Here is a 20,207-nt window from a genome sequence, read left to right on the forward strand (position 1 = left end):
AAGGGTCATGCTAGCGCGTACGAGAACAAGGTTCAATCCTTCGGTTTAAACCGCAGCAGGCGGTTGGCGTTGCTCACCACGGTAATGGACGAGAGCGCCATCGCCGCACCCGCGACCACCGGGTTCAGCAGAGTGCCGGTCAGCGGCCACAAAATCCCGGCGGCAACCGGAATGCCGAGTGAGTTGTAGATGAATGCCCCCAGCAGGTTCTGCTTCATGTTGCGCAACGTGGCTTTCGAAATCGCCAGCGCGTCCGCCACGCCCATCAGGCTGTGCCGCATCAGGGTGATCGCCGCAGTCTCAATGGCAACATCGCTCCCGCCGCCCATCGCAATGCCTACGTCAGCCTGCGCCAGCGCCGGGGCGTCGTTGATACCGTCGCCGACCATCGCCACCTGACGTCCTTCACGTTGCAGTTTCATGATGGCGTCCGCTTTGCCATCCGGCAATACGCCGGCTATCACCTCATCAATCCCGGCTTCTCTTGCGATGGCGTTAGCGGTCGTCGGATTATCACCCGTTAACATCACCAGTCGGTAGCCCGCGCGGTGCAGGCGCTTTAGGGCATCCACGCTGTCCTGGCGTAACGGATCGCGCACAGCCAGCAGCGCCGCCGCCTGTCCATCCATTGCCAGCAGAACCGGTGTCGCCCCCTGAGAAGCCTGCGCGTTAAGCTCAGCTTCCAGCGCGGACGTATCAACGCCGTTTTCATTCAGCAGTGCCTGGTTACCCAGCAGCAGCGTATGCCCTTCGGCTTCCCCGCTGACCCCTAAACCGCGCAGGGTGCGGAAGTTGCTTACCTGCGGCAGGCGGGCATCGCCGGCTTTCTCAAGGATGGCGCGCGCTAGCGGGTGGCTGGAACCTTGTTCCAGCGCCGCGGCAAGGCGCAGGGCATCCGCTTCCGTACAGCCCGCGGTATTGACGGCCACCACCTGGGGTTTGCCCTCGGTGAGCGTACCGGTTTTATCGAAGACAAGGGTGTCCAGCGTGCTTGCCCGCTGTAGCGCGTCGGCGTCACGGACCAGCACGCCAAACTCGGCGGCGCGACCGACGCCGGAGATAATCGACATCGGCGTGGCCAGGCCAAGCGCACAAGGGCAGGCGATGATCAGCACCGTGGTGGCAATCACCAGAGTGTAGACAATCTGCGGTGCCGGGCCGAAGAAATACCAGATCGCCGCGCTGAACAGGGCAATGCCGACCACCACGGGGACAAAAATAGCGGAAATTTTATCGGCAAGCTGGCCGATTTCCGGCTTGCTGCTCTGGGCCTGGCGGACCATGCGGATGATGCGCGACAGGGTGGTATGGCTGCCAACGGCGCTGGCGCGGAACAGCACGCTTCCGTCCTGCACCACCGTACCCGCATGCACCGCATCGCCATGGGATTTCTGCTGGGGGATCGGCTCACCGGTCAGCATGGCTTCATCAAGCCAGGCGTCGCCCTGAGTGATTTCACCGTCGACGGGCACGCGATCGCCGGTGGTCAGGCGCAGCGTCATACCCGGCTGCACCTCCGAAAGCGGAACGCTTTTCTCCCCGTCGTCCGTCACCACGCGGGCCGTCGGCGGGGTTAAATCGAGTAATCTTTCCAGCGCTTTCGACGAGCGCTGGCGAGCGCGGGCTTCGAGCATGTGGCCTAAGTTAATCAGACCAATAATCATCGCGCTTGCTTCATAGTAGAGGTGGCGAGCTTCCATCGGGAACCACTGCGGCCAGACGTTAACGCTCATTGAATAGAGCCACGCGGCTCCCGTCCCGAGCGCGACCAGCGTGTCCATCGTCGCCGTGCGGTTTTTCAGGCTCTTCCAGGCGCTGGTGTAAAAATGCCCGCCTGCAAACACCATGACCGCAAGGGTAATGACACCAATCACCAGCCACAGGGTGCGGTTATCAGCGGTGACCATCATGTTGTCACCCATCATGCCCCACACCATCACCGGAATACCAACCAGCAGGGCGACGATCGCCTGCCAGCGGAAGCGCTTCATGGTGGCGATAGCCGTTTCCTGCTGGCGCTCGCGGCGCTCGGCATCATCTTCGATGGCCTCCGCCCCGTAGCCCGCTTTCTCAACGGCCTGTACTAAATCTGCGGCGGAGGCGCTGCCCATCACCAGCGCAGTACGCTCCGCCAGGTTTACCCGTGCCTGCGCTACGCCCGGGACCGCCTGCAAGGCATTCTGTACCCGTGAAACGCAGCTGGCGCAGCTCATGCCGTTGATCAGCAGCTGTTGGCTGTCATCAATGTCATCCGCTACCGGAAGCTCAGGAGTGGCCGCTGTCAGTGCTTCCGACGGGGATGATGACTCTGCCAGCGGTTTAGCCTTTGGGTGGCTTAACTCCGCCCCGTAACCGGCCTGTTTGATAGTATCAATCAGCGCGTCGGCGCTGGCGTTGCCGGTCACGGCGGCATGATCGATAGTCACCTCAGCGCTTTCCACGTCAGGGCGCTGCTCCAGACTTTCTTTAACGCGTTTGACGCAGTGGCCGCAGGAGAGGCCGTCAAGCGTCAGGTCAATAGTGTGAGACATAACAAAACTCCCGTATAATGTTCTGGTCAATTGTTGACCTTCACTCTGCTTTTCGCTAACTGTTATGAAGGTTAAACCTTCCATCAAGGGGAAGGTCAAGGGGGAAATGTGAATATCAGCGATGTTGCGAAAAAAACCGGCTTAACCAGCAAAGCGATTCGCTTTTATGAAGAGAAAGGGCTGGTGACGCCACCGTTGCGCAGTGAGAACGGCTACCGCAGCTATACGCAACTGCATCTTGATGAACTGACGTTACTGCGCCAGGCCAGACAGGTTGGATTCAACCTGGAAGAGTGCGGGGAGCTGGTAAACCTGTTTAACGATCCGAAGCGCCACAGTGCCGACGTGAAAAAACGTACGCTGGAAAAAGTGGCGGAGATCGAACGCCATATTATCGAATTACAGGCAATGCGTGAGCAGCTTTTACAGCTGGCGGAATCCTGCCCGGGAGATGACAGCGCCGACTGCCCGATTATCGACAATCTTTCCGGCTGCTGCCACCGCAAAACCCACGCCTAACAGGCTTTAACCCGCAGGGTAATACCTTCCACCGCAATGACCTCAACCCGCGTTCCGGCGCTGAGGTCATCATCGGCCACGACCGGCCACGAACTGTCCCCCACGCGCATATGGCCGCGTCCGTTGATCAGCGCGTTATCAAGCGTGAAACGTTTACCCACGATCTGCTGCCCACGCTGGTTGAGATGCGCATCGACTGGCTTCTGCTCCTGAACGCGTTTGTTCAGCCAGCGCCACCACAGCCAGGCGGCCACCAGCGTCAGTACGGCAAACAGCGCGCCCTGCCACTCCCAGCCGACAGGCAGCAGCCAGACGACCAGCCCGGTAATCACCGCGGCAATGCCGCTCCACAGCAGATAACCGTTGCCGCCCAGCATCTCGGCGGCCAGCAGCAGGCCGCCGAGGCTTAGCCAGAACGCATGTGGATGTGCAACGATGAGTTCAATCATTTTTTACGCTCGTTTCCGCCGTCTTTGATCAGTTCGGCAATCCCGGCGATAGATCCCATCAGGCTGCTGGCATCCAGCGGCATCATCACCACTTTGCTGTTGTTCGCAGAGCCGATCTCCTTCAGTGCATCGGTATATTTTTGCGCGACGAAGTAGTTCACGGCCTGGATATCCCCGGCGGCAATCGCCTCGGATACCATTTGCGTCGCGCGGGCTTCCGCCTCTGCCGAACGTTCACGCGCTTCCGCCTGGAGGAAGGCAGACTGACGGTCGCCCTCGGCTTTCAGGATCTGCGACTGTTTTTCCCCTTCCGCTTTCAGGATCTCGGCCTGGCGCACCCCTTCGGCTTCAAGGATATAGGCACGCTTGGTACGCTCGGCCTTCATCTGCGCGTTCATGGAAGCGATCAGCTCTGCCGGTGGGCGCACGTCGCGGATCTCAATGCGGGTTACCTTGATCCCCCACGGATTGGTTGCTTCATCCACAATGTGCAGCAGGCGGGTATTGATGCTGTCACGCTGGGAGAGCATTTCGTCCAGCTCCATCGAGCCCAGCACGGTACGGATGTTGGTCATCGTCAGGTTGACGATCGCCAGCTCCAGGTTGCTCACCTCATAGGCCGCTTTCGGCGCGTCTATCACCTGAATAAAGCACACCGCATCAATGGTGACGTTGGCGTTATCCTTCGAGATGACTTCCTGGGAAGGGATATCCAGGACCTGCTCCATCATGTTGATCTTGCGCCCAATTCTGTCCATGAAGGGGACGATCAGGCTTAAACCAGGCTGAAGGGTATTGGTGTAGCGACCGAAGCGTTCGACGGTCCACTGGTAACCCTGCGGGACAATTTTGATGCCTGCGCCCACGATAACCAGCGCAACGAAAATAAGGACAGGGACAACGATGAGCATAAAAACCTCCTGTTTTGCATGCCGTAGCGGGAAAAATTGCGTAATTGTTGAACGTTAGTATATCGGTTAACGGGCGGGATTTCGCCCCTGTAAAGAGGTGGGAACCGGACTGGTAAAATTAAAATGCCCCGCCAGGAGAGCAGGGCCCAGACGCTTAGTCTTCTGACCAGGTGTAGCTGAAGTCGGTGATAAACCCATCCCCGGCGTCAGCGATGGCTTTCGATAAGCCTTGATAGTATTTTTCCAGGCCAATAGCCTCTATCTGCTGGATCTGTTCGCGGATCGGGGCGCAGAACAGCACTGCATTGCCCGCTCCGACACGTTTGTTGTTCGGCGGCAGATCGCCGGTGATCGCTTTAAACCAGGTTCTGATCCCTTGCTTAAGGCTGTGCGGCGCTTTGGCAAGATTCTCCTGACCGGTCAGCACCTGTAGCGTGGGGAATGCATTAGCGTTGACGGCGGTTTTCATGCGCGCAAAGAAGGCGGTAAAAAGCTCAAAAGAGCCGAGATCCGTGACGCGAGGCTTGGTGGTTTTTCCGTTCTTATTGCCCATTTTTCCCACAGGCGCGGCGGGCGCCGGAACCACATTGACCTTATGCAGATCCAGACCAAACAGCAGATTGCAGTGCGCCCGGCGTTCTTTTAGCGGGTAGGACATCAGCACGTCAATAAACGCCGTCGCCTTCACATCGGCCAGGTCATGGTTGATCAGCCATTGCGAGCGGGCAAATTCCGCAGGCGAAACGAACCAGTCCGGCACCTCGGTAAAGCGTCTGGATTTACCCTTGCTGTCAAATTCGAGAAAGTAAGCCCCGTCATCGAAAGCAAAATAGCAGTTCTTAAAGCTGCCAATCGTGGTGTTAACGATGAGTGCCTTCTTAACAAAATCGACAACCTCTGCACCCATAACAAAACGCGTGAGTTCCGACGAATTGATGACTTCCATTAATGTTTCGACATCAGGCACACCTGGCTTCAGGGAGGAAAACTCATAAAAAATATGTGTCATGCGGCTTACTACCTGTAGTGATAGAGGTGACAATGAGCAAACAAAAAGTTTAACACTAGCCATAGCTTAAGGCTATTCGCACTGTGAACCTGAAAGGATTATGCTACAGGCTGTTCTCTTAAAAGCGTTAAATGGAATCGGAATGAATAATAAAAAAAATCTTCTGGATATCAGGGATGTTGGCTTTCGCGTGGGTGACAACACGATCCTTCAGCACGTCGATTTTTGCCTTTCACCGGGCGAATTTAAGCTCATAACCGGCCCCTCCGGCTGCGGTAAAAGCACGCTTCTGAAAATCGTGGCCTCGTTACTGAGCCCAACGGAGGGAACGATCCTGTTTGAAGGGAAGGATATCGCCACGCTTTCACCGGAACGCTACCGCCAGCAGGTGTCCTACTGCGTGCAGACGCCGTCCCTGTTTGGCGATACGGTGTACGACAATCTGGTGTTCCCCTGGCAAATCCGCAACCAAACGCCTGAACCTGAAACGTTTGCCGACGATTTGGCCCGGTTTGGGCTTTCGCCGGAGACGCTGACCAAATCGATTGCCGACCTGTCAGGCGGGGAAAAGCAGCGCGTATCGCTGATCCGTAACCTGCAATTCCTGCCGAAGGTGCTGCTGCTGGACGAGATCACCAGCGCACTGGATGACGCCAACAAGCGCAACGTGAATGAGATTATTCATCGCTACGCCCGTGAACAGGATATTGCCGTGCTGTGGGTGACGCACGATTCAAACGAAATTAGCCATGCGGATGATGTCATCACGCTCAGGCCGCAGGGCGGGAAAATGCAGGAGGCTAACCGTGGGTGAACATAATATAACGAACGAATCGCTGGCGCTGTCGATGGTACTGGTGCTGGTGGCGATTGTGGTCAGCTACCGGGAAAAGCTGGGGCTGGAGAAAGATATTCTGTGGAGTATCGCCCGCGCGGTCATCCAGCTCATCATTGTCGGCTACGTGCTGAAATACATCTTCAACGTCAACCATGCGGTACTGACGCTGCTGATGGTGCTGTTTATCTGCTTCAACGCGGCGTGGAATGCGCAAAAGCGCAGTAAATACATCGATAAAGCGTTCATCTCGTCGTTTATCGCGATTACCACCGGGACCGCGTTAACGCTGGCGGTGCTGGTGCTCTCCGGCTCGATAGAATTTACGCCGATGCAGGTGATCCCCATTTCCGGGATGATTGCGGGTAACGCGATGGTGGCGGTAGGGTTGTGCTACAACAATCTGGGGCAACGCTTCAGCAGCGAGCAGCAGCAGCTTCAGGAAAAGCTAAGCCTGGGGGCAACGCCGAAGGTGGCCTCGGCGCGGTTGATTCGTGACAGCATTCGTTCTTCGCTGATCCCCACGGTGGATTCTGCGAAAACCGTGGGGCTGGTCAGTCTGCCGGGCATGATGTCGGGGCTGATTTTTGCCGGTATCGATCCGGTTAAAGCGATTAAGTACCAGATAATGGTGACGTTTATGCTGCTCTCCACCGCGAGCCTGTCGACGATTATTGCCTGCTACCTGACCTATCGGAAGTTCTACAACGCACGCCACCAGCTGGTGGTGACGCCGTTGAAAAACGTGCGCTGATTGTGCCGGGCGGCACTGCGTTTGCCCGGCCTACGATTCGTGCTTTTGTAGGCCCGGTAAGGCGAAGCCGCCACCGGGCAAAGTGCATCAATATAACAACGCGTACAGCTGACGACGATATTTTGACGCCAGGGCGTCACCGGTACCGAGTGCGGCCAGGATCTCCTGGAACATCTTCCGCGCCTGACCGTCTGCGGCGCTCAGGTCTTTCTGAAGATGGCTAAACAGCAGTTCCAGCGCCTCTTCGTTACGCCCCACCTGATGCAGCTGGAGCGCGAGCTGGCTTGCCAGCGCCGCATCCGCCGGGTTGTCTGCAACCTGCTGCTGAAGCTGCTGAATTTCAGGGGTATCCGCCGCCTGTTTCAGCAGGTCAATCTGCGCCACCAGGCCCTGATAACGGGTGTCCTGATCCTGCATCGGAACGGTTTTCAGAACGGCTTCCGCGTCTTCAGGGCGGTGCAGCGCAATCTGGGTTTCTGCCAGCAGCAGACCAATCTGGCTGTTTTGATTCGACAGCTGCCACGCGTCTTTTAACAGCGGCAGCGCCTCGTCGTATTTGCCTTCCTGCATCAGCGCCATCGCTTCCTGCGCCTTCAGCTCTTCTTCACGCGGCAGAACTTTATCCAGCAGGGCGCGGATCGCTTCTTCCGGCTGCGGCCCCTGGAAGCCATCGACGGGCTGACCGTTCTGGAACAGGTAGACGGTCGGGATCGCACGCAGGCCAAACTGGGATGCCACCATCGGTTCGGCGTCACAATCCAGTTTCGCCAGAATGAACTGGCCGTTGTATTGCGCAGCAAGGCTTTCCAGGACCGGCGTCAGTTGCAGACAGTGTTGGCTGCGTTCAGACCAGAAGTAGAACAGCACCGGTTTAGCCATTGACTGTTCGAGCGTCTGTTGCAGGTTAGCTTCAGTTATGTTGACGATATTCTGTACGGACATGCGGCATTCTCTTTTGTCGGTTTACTCTTTACATGGGGGTAAGCGTCATCGCTTCAACTCAACCCTGCAAAATTTTGTCCATCATCCGTCCCGGCAGCAGGCGTTTTAACCAGCCGACGGCATGGGTCACCAGCGTGACCGGATAGCGCGTTTTGGGGTTGTCGCTCTCAAACGCGTGACGCACTTTGGCGACCACCGCCTCCGGCCCCAGCGTGAAGCGTGCGGCAATACCGGGGTTTTCGACCGGCTTGTCTGCCTGCGTCTGGTTAACGTTTTCCGTGAACCGGGTACGGATAGGGCCGGGCTCAATCAGGCTGACCTTAATGCCGCTGTGGCGCAGTTCCATGCGTAGCGCATCGGACCACGCCTCCAGCGCGTATTTGCTGGCGGCATAAGCTCCGCGGCCCGGCGTGGAGATCAGGCCCATCACCGAGGAGGTCATGACAATCCGCCCTTCGCCGTGCGGCAGCATGGCGGGAAGCAGGCGCATGGTGAGCTGATGCGCGCCGAAAACGTTAGCGGAGAACTGCTGTTCCAGCTGTTCCCGCGAGATGGTCTGTAACGGGCCGTACACGCCATAGCCCGCATTGTTGAACAGGCCGTAAAGCCGGTTATTGGTCAGGGCGATAACCTCATCGGCGGCCTGCTCCACGCTCTCCGGCGAATCCAGATCCAGCAGGATGCCGGTAAAACCGAGCCCTCTCATGCGTTCGACATCTTCGGGTTTACGGCAGGCTGCCAGTACCCAAAACCCCTGGCGCTTCAGCTCAAGGGCGCTTTCGAGGCCAATTCCGCTGGAACATCCTGTTATTAAGACCGATTTTTGCATAACTTTACCTGTCAGGTTCTCAGCTGTTTGACGAGTCATGTTTTACTAAAGGTGCCAGCCGGGTTGCCATCCAGTCGGCAATAAACGGCTGGGCATCGCGATTGGGGTGAATGCCGTCGTCCTGCATCCACTGGGGCTTGAGATAGACCTCTTCCATGAAAAATGGCAGCAGCGGAATATCAAACTCTTTGGCAAGCTTAGGATAGATCGCGCTAAACGCCTCATTATACCGACGGCCGTAGTTAGCGGGCAGGCGAATTTGCATCAGCAGCGGCTGGGCGTTAGCGGCCTTAATGGTCTGCAAAATGGTCCGCAGCGTTTGCTCGGTTTGCTGCGGCGCGAAGCCTCGCAGGCCATCGTTGCCGCCCAGTTCAACCAGCACCCAGCGCGGCTGATGCTGCTTGAGCAGGGCAGGCAGGCGCGACAGGCCCTGCTGCGACGTATCGCCGCTGATGCTGCCGTTAACGACAGACGTCCCGGACTGCCATTTATCATTGAGCAGCGCGGGCCAGGCCGCGCTGGCGGCCATACGATAGCCCGCGCTCAGGCTGTCGCCCAGCACCAGTAACGTGTCCGCAGCCGCCGCGCGGAAGGTCATCAGCATCAAAAACAGGAAGGGCAAATGCCAGCGGAAAACATTGTTGAAGTTCATCGTCTTAAGAAGTCCGTCGGTCAGGGAGAACACGAGCTTTCCATCCTTACCGGAGTTGAACTCGTTGTCAAACGCGCCGAAAGCATCGCGCTGATTGGCGAATCCGGTTCCGGTAAGTCCACGCTGCTGGCGATCCTGGCCGGCCTGGACGATGGCAGCAGCGGCGAGGTGAACCTGGTCGGCCAGCCCCTTCACGCGCTTGATGAAGAGGCGCGCGCCGCGCTGCGCGCCCGGCATATCGGGTTTGTCTTTCAGTCCTTTATGCTGATCCCGACCCTCAACGCGCTGGAAAACGTCGAGCTGCCGGGCCTGCTGCGCGGCGAAAATACCCGCGAAAGCCGCGATCACGCCAAAGCGTTGCTGGAACAGCTTGGGCTGGGGAAGCGGCTTGACCACCTTCCGGCGCAGTTGTCCGGCGGCGAGCAGCAGCGCGTGGCGCTGGCGCGGGCGTTTAACGGACGCCCGGAAGTGCTGTTTGCCGATGAGCCAACGGGCAACCTCGATCGTAAAACCGGGGATAAAATTGCCGATCTGCTGTTTTCGCTCAACCGCGAGCACGGCACCACGCTGATTCTGGTTACCCACGATCCGCAGCTGGCCGCCCGCTGCGACCGCCGCCTGCGGCTGGTGAACGGTATTCTTCAGGAGGAAGCATGATTGCCCGCTGGTTTTGGCGCGAATGGCGCTCGCCCTCGCTGCTGATTGTCTGGCTGGCGTTGAGCCTGGCGGTGGCCTGCGTGCTGGCGCTCGGCAGCGTCAGCGATCGCATGGAAAAAGGGCTTAGCCAGCAGAGCCGCGAATTTATGGCGGGGGACCGGGCGCTGCAAAGTTCCCGACCCGTCCCGCCGGGCTGGATCGAAGAAGCGCGCAAGGAAGGGCTGAAGGTAGGGGAGCAAATCACCTTCCAGACCATGACCTTTGCGGGCGACACGCCGCAGCTTGCCAGCGTGAAGGCCGTGGATGACATCTACCCGATGTACGGCGAGCTACAAACCAGCCCGCCGGGGCTAAAACCGGCCTCCGGTACGGTATTGCTGGCTTCGCGTCTGATGGCGCTTCTTAACCTGAAGCCCGGCGACAGTATTGACGTTGGTGATGCCACCCTGAAAATTGCCGGGGAAGTGGTGCAGGAGCCCGATTCCGGCTTTAACCCGTTCCAGCTCGCGCCGCGCCTGCTGATGAACACCGCCGATGTCGCGAAAACCAACGCCGTCCAGCCGGGAAGCCGCGTCACCTGGCGCTATAAGTTTGGCGGTACGCCCGCACAGCTGGAGGCGTATGAAAAATGGCTTCTGCCGCAGCTCAAGCCGGAACACCGCTGGTACGGGCTAGAGCAGGATGAAGGGGCGCTAGGCAAATCTCTTGAACGTTCCCAGCAGTTCCTGCTGCTGTCGGCGCTGTTAACCCTGCTGCTGGCCGTTGCGGCCGTCGCCGTGGCGATGGGGCACTACTGCCGCAGCCGTTACGATCTGGTGGCGATCCTCAAAACCCTCGGCGCGGGTCGGTCGCAGCTGCGCAAGTTGATTGTCGGCCAGTGGCTGATGGTGCTGGCGCTGTCGGCCATTACCGGTGGGGCGATCGGGCTGCTGTTTGAAAAACTGCTGATGGTGCTGCTCAAACCGGTACTGCCCGCCGCGCTGCCGCCTGCCAGCCTCTGGCCGTGGCTGTGGGCCATTGGCGCGATGATGGTGATCTCCCTGCTGGTGGGGCTGCGCCCGTACCGGCTGCTGCTCGCCACCCAGCCGCTGCGCGTGCTGCGCCGCGACGTGGTGGCCAACGTCTGGCCAATGAAGTTCTACCTGCCGGTGATTATTGCGGTGGCGGTCGGGCTGCTGGCCTGGCTGATGGGCGGCAGTACGCTGCTGTGGGCGGTGCTGGCGGGTGCGGTCGTGCTGGCGCTGCTGTGCGGCGCGCTGGGCTGGGTGCTGCTCAGCCTGCTAAAAAAGCTGACGGTGAAATCGCTGCCGGTGCGTCTGGCGATTAATCGTCTGCTGCATCAGCCGTGGTCCACGCTCAGCCAGCTTTCGGCGTTCTCGCTGTCGTTTATGCTGCTGGCGCTCCTGCTGGTGCTGCGCGGGGATCTGCTGGATCGCTGGCAGCAGCAGCTTCCGTCGGAAAGCCCGAACTATTTTCTGATCAACATCGCGCCCGAGCAGGTGACGCCGCTGAAGGGCTTCCTGTCCGAGCATCACATTATTCCCGAGTCGTTCTATCCGATCGTGCGCGCCCGCCTGACGCAGATCAACGGCCAGTCGACGGAAGGAAACAAAGACGAATCGCTCAACCGAGAGCTGAACCTGACCTGGCAGGAGAAGCGTCCGGACCATAACCCGATCGTCGCCGGCACCTGGCCGCCAAAGGCGGGGGAAGTGTCGATGGAGGAGGGGCTGGCGAAGCGTCTGAACGTGGGGCTGGGCGACAGCGTGACCTTTACCGGCGACACGCAGGATTTCAGCGCCAAAGTGACCAGCCTGCGCAAGGTGGACTGGGAAAGCCTGCGGCCAAACTTCTTCTTCATCTTCCCGCCGGGCGCGCTGGACGGACAGCCCCAGAGCTGGCTGACCAGCTTCCGCTGGGAAAACGGCAACGGCATGCTGACGCAGCTTAACCGGGAGTTCCCGACAGTGAGCCTGCTGGATATCGGCGCGATCCTCAAACAGGTCGGGCAGGTGCTGGAGCAGGTGAGCCGCGCGCTGGAGGTGATGGTGGTGCTGGTGACGATCTGCGGCATATTGCTGCTGCTGGCGCAGGTGCAGGTCGGCATGCGCCAGCGGCATCAGGAGCTGGTGGTCTACCGCACGCTGGGCGCCGGTAAGCGACTGTTGCGTGCCACGCTGTGGAGCGAGTGCGTGCCGCTGGGGCTGGTGGCGGGGCTGGTGGCGGCCATCGGTGCGGAAACCGCGCTGGCGGTGCTCCAGACGAAAGTCTTCGACTTCCCGTGGGAGCCTGACTGGCGGCTGTGGGTAACGCTGCCCGTCTGCGGCGCCGTGCTGCTGTCCCTGTGCGGCGGCTGGCTCGGCACCCGGCTGTTGAAAGGTAAAGCGCTGTTCCGCCAGTTTGTCAGCTAGTTTACTGACGTGATGATGACGCACCGGCATATCTGCTGGTGCGTCACCGCTTAACGGCACAAATCGTTAATGACCCTGCATTTAGTAGCACAAAACATTAAAAACCCGCCCACACAGCCCGAATATTTCCGGTTAATATTCACCAGCTAAATATTTAGCAGCGTGTCTATCAAGGAAAAAGAATGACTATAAGAAAAACAGCGCTGGCGACAACGATCGGCGCAGCAGTGGCATTGGCTTCTTTCGCATCCCAGGCGGAAATCACTCTTCTGAAACAGGATCCGCAGGCGGGTAACCCGCTGAGCCGCCTGAACTTCACCGTTGGCGGCAGTATTCGTCCTCAGTTCCAGAACATGACCGGCGATGACGGCAAAAACGGCTACAAGCGTAACGGCTTTGACGGCGGTACCCGCTTCCGTTTCGCGGCAGACTACTACCTGTTCGATGACATCAGCTGGATCACCTACTACGAGCTGGGTGTGAACATTCCGGCGCAGTTTAACTGGGATAACCACTACGCCGACGGCGCGCACGACACATCACGTCGTATGCTCTACACCGGCCTGAAGAGCGACACCTGGGGCACGCTGACCTTCGGCCAGCAGAACAGCGTGTACTATGATGTGGTGGGCGCGAAAACCGATATCTGGGACTACGACATGATCGGCCAGGCGCCGGGTAACGGGATCAACGGCGACTACGACGGCTCTTACCGTTCACGCCAGATGCTGAAGTACAAGAAAACCGTGGGCGATGCGGATATCTATGCATCCTACCTGTTTGAGGACAGTGAATACCTGCCGGGCAACGGCCTGCGCTACAAGCGTAAAGGCGGCGGCTCGCTGGGTATCGATTACCACCTGACCACCGATCTGACCTGGGGCGCAGCGTGGAACTACACCCGCGCGGACATGCGTAACCCGGACAACGGCGACAGCAAATCCTACGACCAGAACATTGTCGGTACTGCGCTGAGCTGGACCCCGGATAACTGGACCTTCTCTGCGGGCGGCGGCTGGTATCAGAACTTCATGACCACCAAAAAAGTGTCCGTTAACGACTACTTCGCCGGTGACGCATGGGGTATTGAATACTTCGCAGGGTACAAATTCCCGGTCGGCCAGTATGCGGTGAAATCCATCCAGCCTTACTTCATGGGTGACCGCATTGAGTACGTGAACGGCCGTAACTACCAGCGCATCGACAACGGCGTGGGTATCAGCTTCCAGCTGGACTACGGTTTCCGCGTGGATTACGAACACGTGTTCACCTCCAGCACCGACAACCTGGGCGACATGAACCTGGTGCGTCTGCGTTACGACTTCTAAGTTGTTTGTTCCCCGGTGGCGCTGCGCTTACCGGGGCTACACAAGCACGCGTAGGCCGGGTAAGGCGTAGCCGCCACCCGGCTTTATTTTTCAGCGATTAAGCCATTCGGCAATGTCTTCGAATGTCCCGCGATACACAATTTTCTCCGCCTTTTTCTCCAGCTGATAGCCGTACATCGGGTCGTAATAGTCGTTCAGCAGCGGCACAAGCCAGCTGAAATGTGCGTCAGTGCTGCCAGTTCGCTGTTGCTCGACGAGCGCGGCGTCCAGCAGGGCGGTAAACTCCGCGAAGCGTTGCAGCCCCAGACGGCGACGAATGGCAAAAAGTCCGTGATGCAGGTATTCGCTGTACGCTTTCCAGCCCGCGTCTTCACCGTAGGCGGCAGAAAAGTCCGCCCACATATGGTCGAAGTACTCTTCACGCAGGCGCTCAAGACGAACGTCAAACGGATCCTCGACCACCACGATAGGCGCTTCAGCCATGCGGTCACGCAGGCACTCCGGCAGATGGTTGGAGCCAATCATCCGGCCCTCATCTTCCAGCACCCAGCGCGCCGCGTCTTTTTTCAGCAGCTCAACGGCAAGGTGATTTTCAAAGCTCGCCTGGGAAAGCTGCGGCGTGAGCGTGCGGCCAAAAGACGAGCCGCGATGGTGCGCCAGCCCTTCCAGATCGATGCCCTGCGCGTGCTGCTTCACCAGCAGCGTTTTACCGTTGCCGGTACAGCCGCCGATAAGCACCATCGGCTTTTGCGACTGCTCGACCGTGACCTGAATGGCCGTCTGACGCAGGGCTTTATAGCCGCCGCGGATCAGCGGGTAATCGACACCCGCCTCCTTAAGCCAGGCCTGGGAGATATGCGAGCGCTGCCCGCCGCGGGCGCAGCAGAGATAGCCCTCGGGGTGCGCAAGGCTGGCTTCGCGCCAGGCGTTAATGCGCGCCTCCCGCGTCTCACCGCTCACCAGGCTATGGCCGAGCGCCAGCGCGGCGTCGGGTCCCTGGCGCTTATAGCAGGTCCCCACGGCGGCACGCTCGTCGTCGTTCATTAAGGGCAGGTTGAGTGCGGCGGGCATCGCACCCTGGGCAAATTCGATCGGCGCGCGAACGTCGATTAAAGGGGTATCGGACGCGAGGATCGCGCGATAGTCCGTTCCATCGTTCATGGTGATTCCAGAAGAAAACTGAGCAGCAATGGGCGGGAATTGTACGCCGGGGAAGGGGAAGGTCAACTCCCCGGCGCAGATGTCTTAGTTGAGCTTTGACTGTGCCCAGACAATACCGCTTGCGTATTCCGGCGGCAGGAGAGGGACGATCGCTTCCAGCGTAGCGCTCAGGCGATCCGTGTCGGTATCGTTCAGGTTCAGGTGACCGACCTTACGACCCGGGCGCACCTCTTTGTCATACCAGTGCAGGTGCACCAGCGGCAGCTTCAGCCAGTCGTAGTTCAGATCGGTGCCGATCAGGTTGATCATCACCGACGGGCTGGTCACCACCGGCTGCGGCAGCGGCAGGTCAGTGATAGCGCGCAGGTGCAGCTCGAACTGGCTGATGGAGGCGCCGTTTTGCGTCCAGTGGCCGCTGTTGTGCACGCGCGGCGCCAGCTCGTTGATCAGCAGGCCCGACGGCGTGACGAAGCACTCCATCGCCATCACGCCCACGTAGCCCAGCTCGTGCATGATGGCGGAGAGCATCTCTTCCGCCTGCGCCTGCTGGCCAGCGTTTGCCTGCGGGAAGGCAACGCTGGTACGCAGAATGCCGTCCTGATGCAGGTTATGCGTCAGCGGGTAAAACACCGTGCGGCCATCATGCGCGCGCGCGCCAACCAGCGACACTTCGCCGCTGAAGTTGATGCCCTGCTCAACGATGCATTCGCCGTAGCAGTCGTCCGGCAGCTCGGCGGTGTCGTTCGCCCGCAGGCGCCACTGCCCGCGACCGTCATAGCCGCCGACGCGGCGCTTCACGATCGCCAGTTCGCCCAGCATCGCAAACACGTCATCCCACTCGCTTTTATCAGAGAGCAATTGCCACGGCGCGGTTGCCAGCCCAAGCTTATCGAACAGCTGCTTTTGCGTGAGACGGTCGGCGATGATCGGGAATACGTCCCGGTTCACAAAGGCGTTATGGCGCGCCAGCTCGCGGGTCAGGGCGGTTTCCGGCCAGCGTTCAATTTCGGCGGTGATCACGCTCTGATGGAACGGCACGGCTTCCGGCTCGGCGTCCAGCCCGACGGGCCAGACGGTAATACCCAACGGTTCGCCAGCCTGACGCAGCATGCGGCCAAGCTGACCATTACCCAGAACGCAAACCTGCTTCATGCTGCACCCCGCGGATCCGGGTTATCCAGCACCTCGTCGGTCTGGGCTTTACGCCACTCCGTCAGGCGTTGATGTAACGCTGTATCGTGCGTCGCCAGGATCTGCGCGGCGAGCAGCGCGGCGTTGGCGGCGCCCGCTTTGCCAATTGCCAGCGTACCGACGGGAATACCGCGCGGCATCTGCACAATAGAGTAAAGGCTATCGACACCGCTTAACGCAGCGCTCTGCACCGGCACGCCCAGCACCGGCACCAGGGTTTTGGCGGCAATCATGCCCGGCAGATGTGCTGCGCCGCCCGCACCGGCAATAATCACCTCATACCCGTTCTCTTCGGCGTTTTCGGCGAAGCTGAACAGTTTGTCCGGCGTGCGGTGTGCGGAAACCACTTCTACGTGGTGCGGAACATTCAGGATTTCAAAGATTTCGGCGGCGAACTGCATGGTAGCCCAGTCGCTTTTGGACCCCATCACGATGGCGACACGCGCCGGATTATTGCGGGAAGACATGCGTCTTAAAACTCCTGTGGTGCGGAACACACTGCTTTCGAGGGCACAGAGAATAGCATGTAATACCGGCAAGGAAAACGGTTGCGTGGTCGAGAAGTGGGCGAAAAGACGGGTGGGCGTTAAAACGGGAAGGCGATCAGTTCCACCCCTTCCGGCGTGACTTTTACCATCGAACCTTCGCTGTGCCAGGCCCCTAAAACCACGCGGTGAGCGGGCTCGCCGTTGGCGATAAGGGAGTGCACGTCCGGGCGATGGGTATGGCCGTGGATCAGCCACTGAACGCGATGCTTTTCCATCACGTTAACCACTGCCTGCGGGTTGACGTCCATAATGGTCAGCGATTTGCTGCTGTTGGCGGCTTTGCTGCCCGCGCGCATTCTGGCGGCAATGCGGTTACGGATAAACAGCGGCAGGGCGAGGAACACTTTCTGGATCCACGGGGTGTGGACTTTGGCGCGAAACGCCTGGTAGCCGGTATCGTCGGTGCAGAGCGTGTCGCCGTGCATGATCAGCACCTTGCGACCGTAGAGATCGAGCACATGCTCTTCCGGCAGCAGCGTCATGCCGCTCTCGCGGGCGTAGCGCTGGCCTATCAGGAAATCACGGTTGCCGTGAATGAAATAGCAGGGCACGCCGGAATCCACCAGCGCGTGAATGGCGGCTGCCATTTCACGGTGCAGCGGGTTCGGGTCGTCGTCGCCGATCCAGGCCTCAAACAGGTCGCCCAGAATGTACAGCGCGTCGGCGCCTTTCGCTTCGCCGCGTAAAAAACGCAGAAAACCGGCGGTTATCGCCGGTTCTTCTGTTTGCAGATGCAGATCCGCAATAAAGAGTGTCGCCACGAATTACTCGCTGACGGTCACGCTTGTAATCACAACGTCTTCTTTAGGAACGTCCTGGTGCATACCGCTGCGGCCAGTAGAAACGGCTTTGATCTTGTCGACCACGTCCATCCCTTCAACCACTTCTGCGAATACGCAGTAGCCCCAGCCTTGCAGGCTTTCGCCAGAGAAGTTCAGGAAGTCGTTGTCCGCTACGTTGATGAAGAACTGTGCGGTTGCAGAGTGTGGCGCCTGAGTACGGGCCATTGCCAGCGTACCACGGGTGTTTTTCAGGCCGTTATTCGCTTCGTTTTTGATCGCTTCTTTGGTCTCTTTCTGGCGCATACCAGGCTCGAAACCGCCGCCCTGGATCATAAAGCCGTTGATCACACGGTGGAAAATAGTGTTGTTGTAGAAACCTTCGCGGCAGTAGTCCAGGAAGTTTTTAACTGTTTCAGGCGCTTTATCATCAAAGGTTTTGATTACGATATCGCCATGATTAGTGTGGAAAGTAACCATTTTTGCATCCTGTTCCGTTATTGTGGTGCGTCGACCCGTGCTCGGGTCACATATAGGGGCTTGTTATAGCATAACCACAGGACACGATCACCTTGCATTGTGTGCTGACCGTGCTCCCAATTATGGGTATTATAAGGAACAAACAATCCACACACGTGTTTACATGGAATCTTCGATGTTAAAAATCTTTAATACAATGACGCGCCAGAAAGAGGAATTTAAACCTATCCATGCCGGGGAAGTCGGCATGTACGTGTGTGGTATTACGGTTTACGATCTCTGTCATATCGGCCATGGCCGTACCTTTGTCGCGTTCGACGTGGTGTCACGCTACCTGCGCTTCCTGGGCTATAACCTGAAGTACGTGCGCAACATCACTGACATCGACGATAAAATCATCAAGCGCGCTAATGAAAACGGCGAAAGCTTCGTCGCGCTGGTGGATCGCATGATCGCCGAAATGCACAAGGATTTTGACGCCTTAAATATTCTGCGCCCGGACAGCGAGCCGCGCGCGACCCACCATATCCATGAAATCATCGAGCTCACTGAAAAGCTGATCGAACGCGGCCACGCCTATGTGGCGGACAACGGTGACGTGATGTTCTCGGTGCCGACGGACCCAACCTACGGTGCGCTTTCCCGCCAGGATCTGGACCAGCTTCAGGCCGGCGCGCGCGTGGACGTGGTTGACGTGAAGCGTAACCCGATGGACTTCGTGCTGTGGAAGATGTCCAAAGAGGGCGAGCCGAGCTGGCCATCCCCGTGGGGCGAAGGGCGTCCGGGCTGGCACATTGAATGTTCAGCGATGAACTGCAAGCAGCTGGGCAACCATTTCGACATTCACGGCGGCGGTTCGGACCTGATGTTCCCGCACCACGAAAACGAAATCGCGCAGTCCACCTGCGCCCACGGCGGCGAGTACGTGAACTACTGGATGCACTCCGGGATGGTGATGGTTGACCGCGAGAAGATGTCTAAATCGCTGGGCAACTTCTTTACCGTGCGCGACGTGCTGAAGTATTACGACGCGGAAACCGTGCGCTACTTCCTGATGTCTGGTCACTATCGCAGCCAGCTGAACTACAGCGAAGAGAACCTGAAGCAGGCGCGCGCTGCGCTGGAGCGTCTGTACACCGCGCTGCGCGGCACCGACAAATCTGTGCCTGCGGCGGGCGGCGAAGCATTTGAAGCGCGCTTTGTTGAGGTGATGAACGACGACTTCAACACGCCGGAAGCCTACTCCGTGCTGTTCGACATGGCGCGTGAGGTCAACCGCCTGAAGTCAGAAGATATGGCGGCGGCGAATGCGCTGGCGTCTCATCTGCGTAAGCTCTCTTCCGTGCTCGGCCTGCTGGAGCAGGAGCCGGACGCGTTCCTGCAAAGCGGCGCGCAGGCAGACGACGGCGAAGTGGCAGAAATTGAAGCGCTGATTAAAGCGCGTCTGGAAGCGCGTCAGGCGAAAGACTGGGCGGCGGCGGATGCGGCGCGTAACCGTCTGACCGAGATGGGCATCATTCTGGAAGACGGCCCGCAGGGGACGACCTGGCGTCGTAAGTAAGTCTTTAATGCCCGGTGGCGCTTCGCTTACCGGGCCTACAAAAGCACGACCGTAGGCCGGGTAAGGCGCAGCCGCCACCCGGCTTTTTTTACCTTCGTTTCCACCACAACATCCCCATCAACACCACCCCCGGCAGCCACACCCACAGCAGTTCCGAGATAATGACCTCATGCCCGTACGGCGTGGTATAGCGCGACAGGGCAAACGGCGCGACCTTGATCACCTGCCACGGCGCAAAGAAGCGCGCGTCTGACCACGGCCACAGCCAGCCGACGCCTTTCCCGCCGGTGGTAACGGAGTCCAGCAGGCTGTGCGACAGCAACGACACGGTTAAAAAAAGCCAGCAGCGCGTCAGGCTGGCCCTGAACCACCGTCGCCCGGCCAGCACGCAGAGTATCGGCACCACAAAGGCAAACAGTAGCGAATGAGTGAAACCGCGGTGGCCAAAAATATTCCCGTAGGCGACGCCGAATTTAAACGCCAGTACGTCGGCGTCGGGCAGCATGGCGAGGACGATCCCGGCAAACAGCAGGCGGGGTGGGATGACGCGGGTTCCGAGCCCTAAGCCGAGACACAGAGGAACGGCAGCGTGGGTGATAACGGTAGGCATTGCATGTATCCATGGCAAATCATGGGAATATAGCAGTGGATCCGCCTCAA

The 20,207-nt window shown here is 58.9% G+C and carries 20 protein-coding genes; 7 read left to right on the forward strand and 13 right to left on the reverse strand.

What is annotated here, in order from left to right; translation table 11 throughout:
• Nucleotides 1–32: 32 nt before the first annotated feature.
• On the reverse strand, nt 33–2,531 hold the full coding sequence (gene copA / locus IM300_RS10905) for a copper-exporting P-type ATPase CopA (RefSeq protein WP_193036462.1): 2,499 nt from the start codon (nt 2,529–2,531) through the stop codon (nt 33–35).
• 108 nt (nt 2,532–2,639) lie between these two features.
• On the opposite strand from copA, the gene cueR reads away from it, so the two are divergent.
• Entirely contained in the window at nt 2,640–3,050 is a 411-nt protein-coding gene (gene cueR, locus IM300_RS10910) for a Cu(I)-responsive transcriptional regulator (RefSeq protein ID WP_063869000.1), read from the forward strand.
• Here cueR and IM300_RS10915 read toward each other — a convergent pair.
• The 3 genes from IM300_RS10915 to IM300_RS10925 form a co-directional block, all read right to left on the reverse strand.
• Nucleotides 3,047–3,499 (reverse strand): NfeD family protein, encoded by a 453-nt coding sequence (locus IM300_RS10915; RefSeq protein ID WP_063868998.1) that lies wholly within the window; start codon nt 3,497–3,499, stop codon nt 3,047–3,049. The two genes, cueR and IM300_RS10915, sit on opposite strands and share 4 nt — an antisense overlap.
• On the reverse strand, nt 3,496–4,410 hold the full coding sequence (locus tag IM300_RS10920; RefSeq protein WP_063451647.1) for an SPFH domain-containing protein: 915 nt from the start codon (nt 4,408–4,410) through the stop codon (nt 3,496–3,498). The genes IM300_RS10915 and IM300_RS10920 overlap by 4 nt, the downstream gene beginning before the upstream one ends.
• 154 nt (nt 4,411–4,564) lie before the next feature.
• Nucleotides 4,565–5,419 carry a hypothetical protein gene (locus IM300_RS10925; protein ID WP_063451646.1) on the reverse strand — a complete coding sequence of 285 codons (855 nt, stop codon included), beginning with the start codon at nt 5,417–5,419 and terminating at the stop codon, nt 4,565–4,567.
• A 142-nt stretch (nt 5,420–5,561) separates the two neighbouring features.
• Between IM300_RS10925 and fetA the strand changes: the two genes are divergently transcribed.
• Nucleotides 5,562–6,233, forward strand: a complete 672-nt coding sequence (gene fetA, locus IM300_RS10930) for an iron ABC transporter ATP-binding protein FetA (RefSeq protein WP_193036464.1) — start codon at nt 5,562–5,564, stop codon at nt 6,231–6,233.
• Nucleotides 6,226–7,008, forward strand: a complete 783-nt coding sequence (gene fetB, locus IM300_RS10935) for an iron export ABC transporter permease subunit FetB (protein ID WP_063868991.1) — start codon at nt 6,226–6,228, stop codon at nt 7,006–7,008. The genes fetA and fetB overlap by 8 nt, the downstream gene beginning before the upstream one ends.
• 87 nt (nt 7,009–7,095) lie before the next feature.
• Here the strand turns inward: fetB and IM300_RS10940 are convergent, their stop codons facing one another.
• The 3 genes from IM300_RS10940 to tesA are packed head-to-tail and all read right to left on the reverse strand — an operon-like array spanning nt 7,096 to nt 9,431.
• Complete coding sequence (locus tag IM300_RS10940) at nt 7,096–7,950, reverse strand: co-chaperone YbbN (RefSeq protein ID WP_193036466.1); 855 nt, start codon at nt 7,948–7,950, stop codon at nt 7,096–7,098.
• Nucleotides 7,951–8,008: 58 nt separating this feature from the next.
• Complete coding sequence (locus IM300_RS10945) at nt 8,009–8,818, reverse strand: SDR family oxidoreductase (RefSeq protein ID WP_107534829.1); 810 nt, start codon at nt 8,816–8,818, stop codon at nt 8,009–8,011.
• On the reverse strand, nt 8,799–9,431 hold the full coding sequence (tesA, locus tag IM300_RS10950) for a multifunctional acyl-CoA thioesterase I/protease I/lysophospholipase L1 (RefSeq protein ID WP_112791918.1): 633 nt from the start codon (nt 9,429–9,431) through the stop codon (nt 8,799–8,801). The genes IM300_RS10945 and tesA overlap by 20 nt, the downstream gene beginning before the upstream one ends.
• Between tesA and ybbA the strand changes: the two genes are divergently transcribed.
• The 3 genes from ybbA (at nt 9,402) to IM300_RS10965 (ending at nt 13,827) form a co-directional block, all read left to right on the forward strand.
• Entirely contained in the window at nt 9,402–10,088 is a 687-nt protein-coding gene (ybbA, locus tag IM300_RS10955; protein ID WP_063451642.1) for a putative ABC transporter ATP-binding protein YbbA, read from the forward strand. The two genes, tesA and ybbA, sit on opposite strands and share 30 nt — an antisense overlap.
• Nucleotides 10,085–12,499 (forward strand): putative ABC transporter permease subunit YbbP, encoded by a 2,415-nt coding sequence (gene ybbP / locus IM300_RS10960; protein ID WP_193036468.1) that lies wholly within the window; start codon nt 10,085–10,087, stop codon nt 12,497–12,499. Before ybbA ends, ybbP begins: the two co-directional genes overlap by 4 nt.
• Before the next feature lie 182 nt (nt 12,500–12,681).
• Nucleotides 12,682–13,827, forward strand: coding sequence for a porin (locus tag IM300_RS10965; RefSeq protein ID WP_063451640.1), 1,146 nt, complete (start codon nt 12,682–12,684; stop codon nt 13,825–13,827).
• Between the two features lie 90 nt (nt 13,828–13,917).
• Here the strand turns inward: IM300_RS10965 and mnmH are convergent, their stop codons facing one another.
• The 5 genes from mnmH to ppiB form a co-directional block, all read right to left on the reverse strand.
• Nucleotides 13,918–14,988 carry a tRNA 2-selenouridine(34) synthase MnmH gene (gene mnmH, locus IM300_RS10970; protein WP_063868985.1) on the reverse strand — a complete coding sequence of 357 codons (1,071 nt, stop codon included), beginning with the start codon at nt 14,986–14,988 and terminating at the stop codon, nt 13,918–13,920.
• 84 nt (nt 14,989–15,072) lie between these two features.
• Nucleotides 15,073–16,140 (reverse strand): 5-(carboxyamino)imidazole ribonucleotide synthase, encoded by a 1,068-nt coding sequence (gene purK, locus IM300_RS10975; protein WP_107534832.1) that lies wholly within the window; start codon nt 16,138–16,140, stop codon nt 15,073–15,075.
• Nucleotides 16,137–16,646: a 5-(carboxyamino)imidazole ribonucleotide mutase gene (gene purE / locus IM300_RS10980; RefSeq protein ID WP_193036470.1), complete on the reverse strand. Its 510-nt coding sequence runs from the start codon at nt 16,644–16,646 to the stop codon at nt 16,137–16,139. Before purE ends, purK begins: the two co-directional genes overlap by 4 nt.
• Before the next feature lie 119 nt (nt 16,647–16,765).
• A complete protein-coding gene (gene lpxH, locus IM300_RS10985) occupies nt 16,766–17,488 on the reverse strand; it encodes a UDP-2,3-diacylglucosamine diphosphatase (protein ID WP_193036472.1) in 723 nt (240 codons plus the stop codon).
• A gap of 3 nt (nt 17,489–17,491) precedes the next feature.
• Nucleotides 17,492–17,986: a peptidylprolyl isomerase B gene (gene ppiB, locus IM300_RS10990; RefSeq protein WP_000256009.1), complete on the reverse strand. Its 495-nt coding sequence runs from the start codon at nt 17,984–17,986 to the stop codon at nt 17,492–17,494.
• A 175-nt stretch (nt 17,987–18,161) separates the two neighbouring features.
• Here ppiB and cysS point away from each other — a divergent pair, with 175 nt between their 5' ends.
• A complete protein-coding gene (gene cysS, locus IM300_RS10995; protein ID WP_102749837.1) occupies nt 18,162–19,547 on the forward strand; it encodes a cysteine--tRNA ligase in 1,386 nt (461 codons plus the stop codon).
• 88 nt (nt 19,548–19,635) lie between these two features.
• Here the strand turns inward: cysS and IM300_RS11000 are convergent, their stop codons facing one another.
• Complete coding sequence (locus IM300_RS11000) at nt 19,636–20,157, reverse strand: metal-dependent hydrolase (RefSeq protein WP_193036474.1); 522 nt, start codon at nt 20,155–20,157, stop codon at nt 19,636–19,638.
• Nucleotides 20,158–20,207: the final 50 nt, after the last annotated feature.

Origin of the sequence: Enterobacter cloacae complex sp. I2 (genome assembly GCF_014896205.1) — a bacterium.
Lineage (GTDB): Bacteria > Pseudomonadota > Gammaproteobacteria > Enterobacterales > Enterobacteriaceae > Enterobacter > Enterobacter quasihormaechei.

Coding starts and splice junctions, on each gene's coding strand:
- copA (WP_193036462.1), bottom strand. CDS start 2,531: ATGTCTCACACTATTGACCTGACGCTTGACGGCCTCTCCTGCGGCCAC.
- IM300_RS10915 (WP_063868998.1), bottom strand. CDS start 3,499: ATGATTGAACTCATCGTTGCACATCCACATGCGTTCTGGCTAAGCCTC.
- IM300_RS10920 (WP_063451647.1), bottom strand. CDS start 4,410: ATGCTCATCGTTGTCCCTGTCCTTATTTTCGTTGCGCTGGTTATCGTG.
- IM300_RS10925 (WP_063451646.1), bottom strand. CDS start 5,419: ATGACACATATTTTTTATGAGTTTTCCTCCCTGAAGCCAGGTGTGCCT.
- fetA (WP_193036464.1), top strand. CDS start 5,562: ATGAATAATAAAAAAAATCTTCTGGATATCAGGGATGTTGGCTTTCGC.
- IM300_RS10940 (WP_193036466.1), bottom strand. CDS start 7,950: ATGTCCGTACAGAATATCGTCAACATAACTGAAGCTAACCTGCAACAG.
- IM300_RS10945 (WP_107534829.1), bottom strand. CDS start 8,818: ATGACTCGTCAAACAGCTGAGAACCTGACAGGTAAAGTTATGCAAAAA.
- ybbA (WP_063451642.1), top strand. CDS start 9,402: ATGCCAGCGGAAAACATTGTTGAAGTTCATCGTCTTAAGAAGTCCGTC.
- tesA (WP_112791918.1), bottom strand. CDS start 9,431: ATGAACTTCAACAATGTTTTCCGCTGGCATTTGCCCTTCCTGTTTTTG.
- ybbP (WP_193036468.1), top strand. CDS start 10,085: ATGATTGCCCGCTGGTTTTGGCGCGAATGGCGCTCGCCCTCGCTGCTG.
- IM300_RS10965 (WP_063451640.1), top strand. CDS start 12,682: ATGACTATAAGAAAAACAGCGCTGGCGACAACGATCGGCGCAGCAGTG.
- mnmH (WP_063868985.1), bottom strand. CDS start 14,988: ATGAACGATGGAACGGACTATCGCGCGATCCTCGCGTCCGATACCCCT.
- purK (WP_107534832.1), bottom strand. CDS start 16,140: ATGAAGCAGGTTTGCGTTCTGGGTAATGGTCAGCTTGGCCGCATGCTG.
- purE (WP_193036470.1), bottom strand. CDS start 16,646: ATGTCTTCCCGCAATAATCCGGCGCGTGTCGCCATCGTGATGGGGTCC.
- ppiB (WP_000256009.1), bottom strand. CDS start 17,986: ATGGTTACTTTCCACACTAATCATGGCGATATCGTAATCAAAACCTTT.
- cysS (WP_102749837.1), top strand. CDS start 18,162: ATGTTAAAAATCTTTAATACAATGACGCGCCAGAAAGAGGAATTTAAA.
- IM300_RS11000 (WP_193036474.1), bottom strand. CDS start 20,157: ATGCCTACCGTTATCACCCACGCTGCCGTTCCTCTGTGTCTCGGCTTA.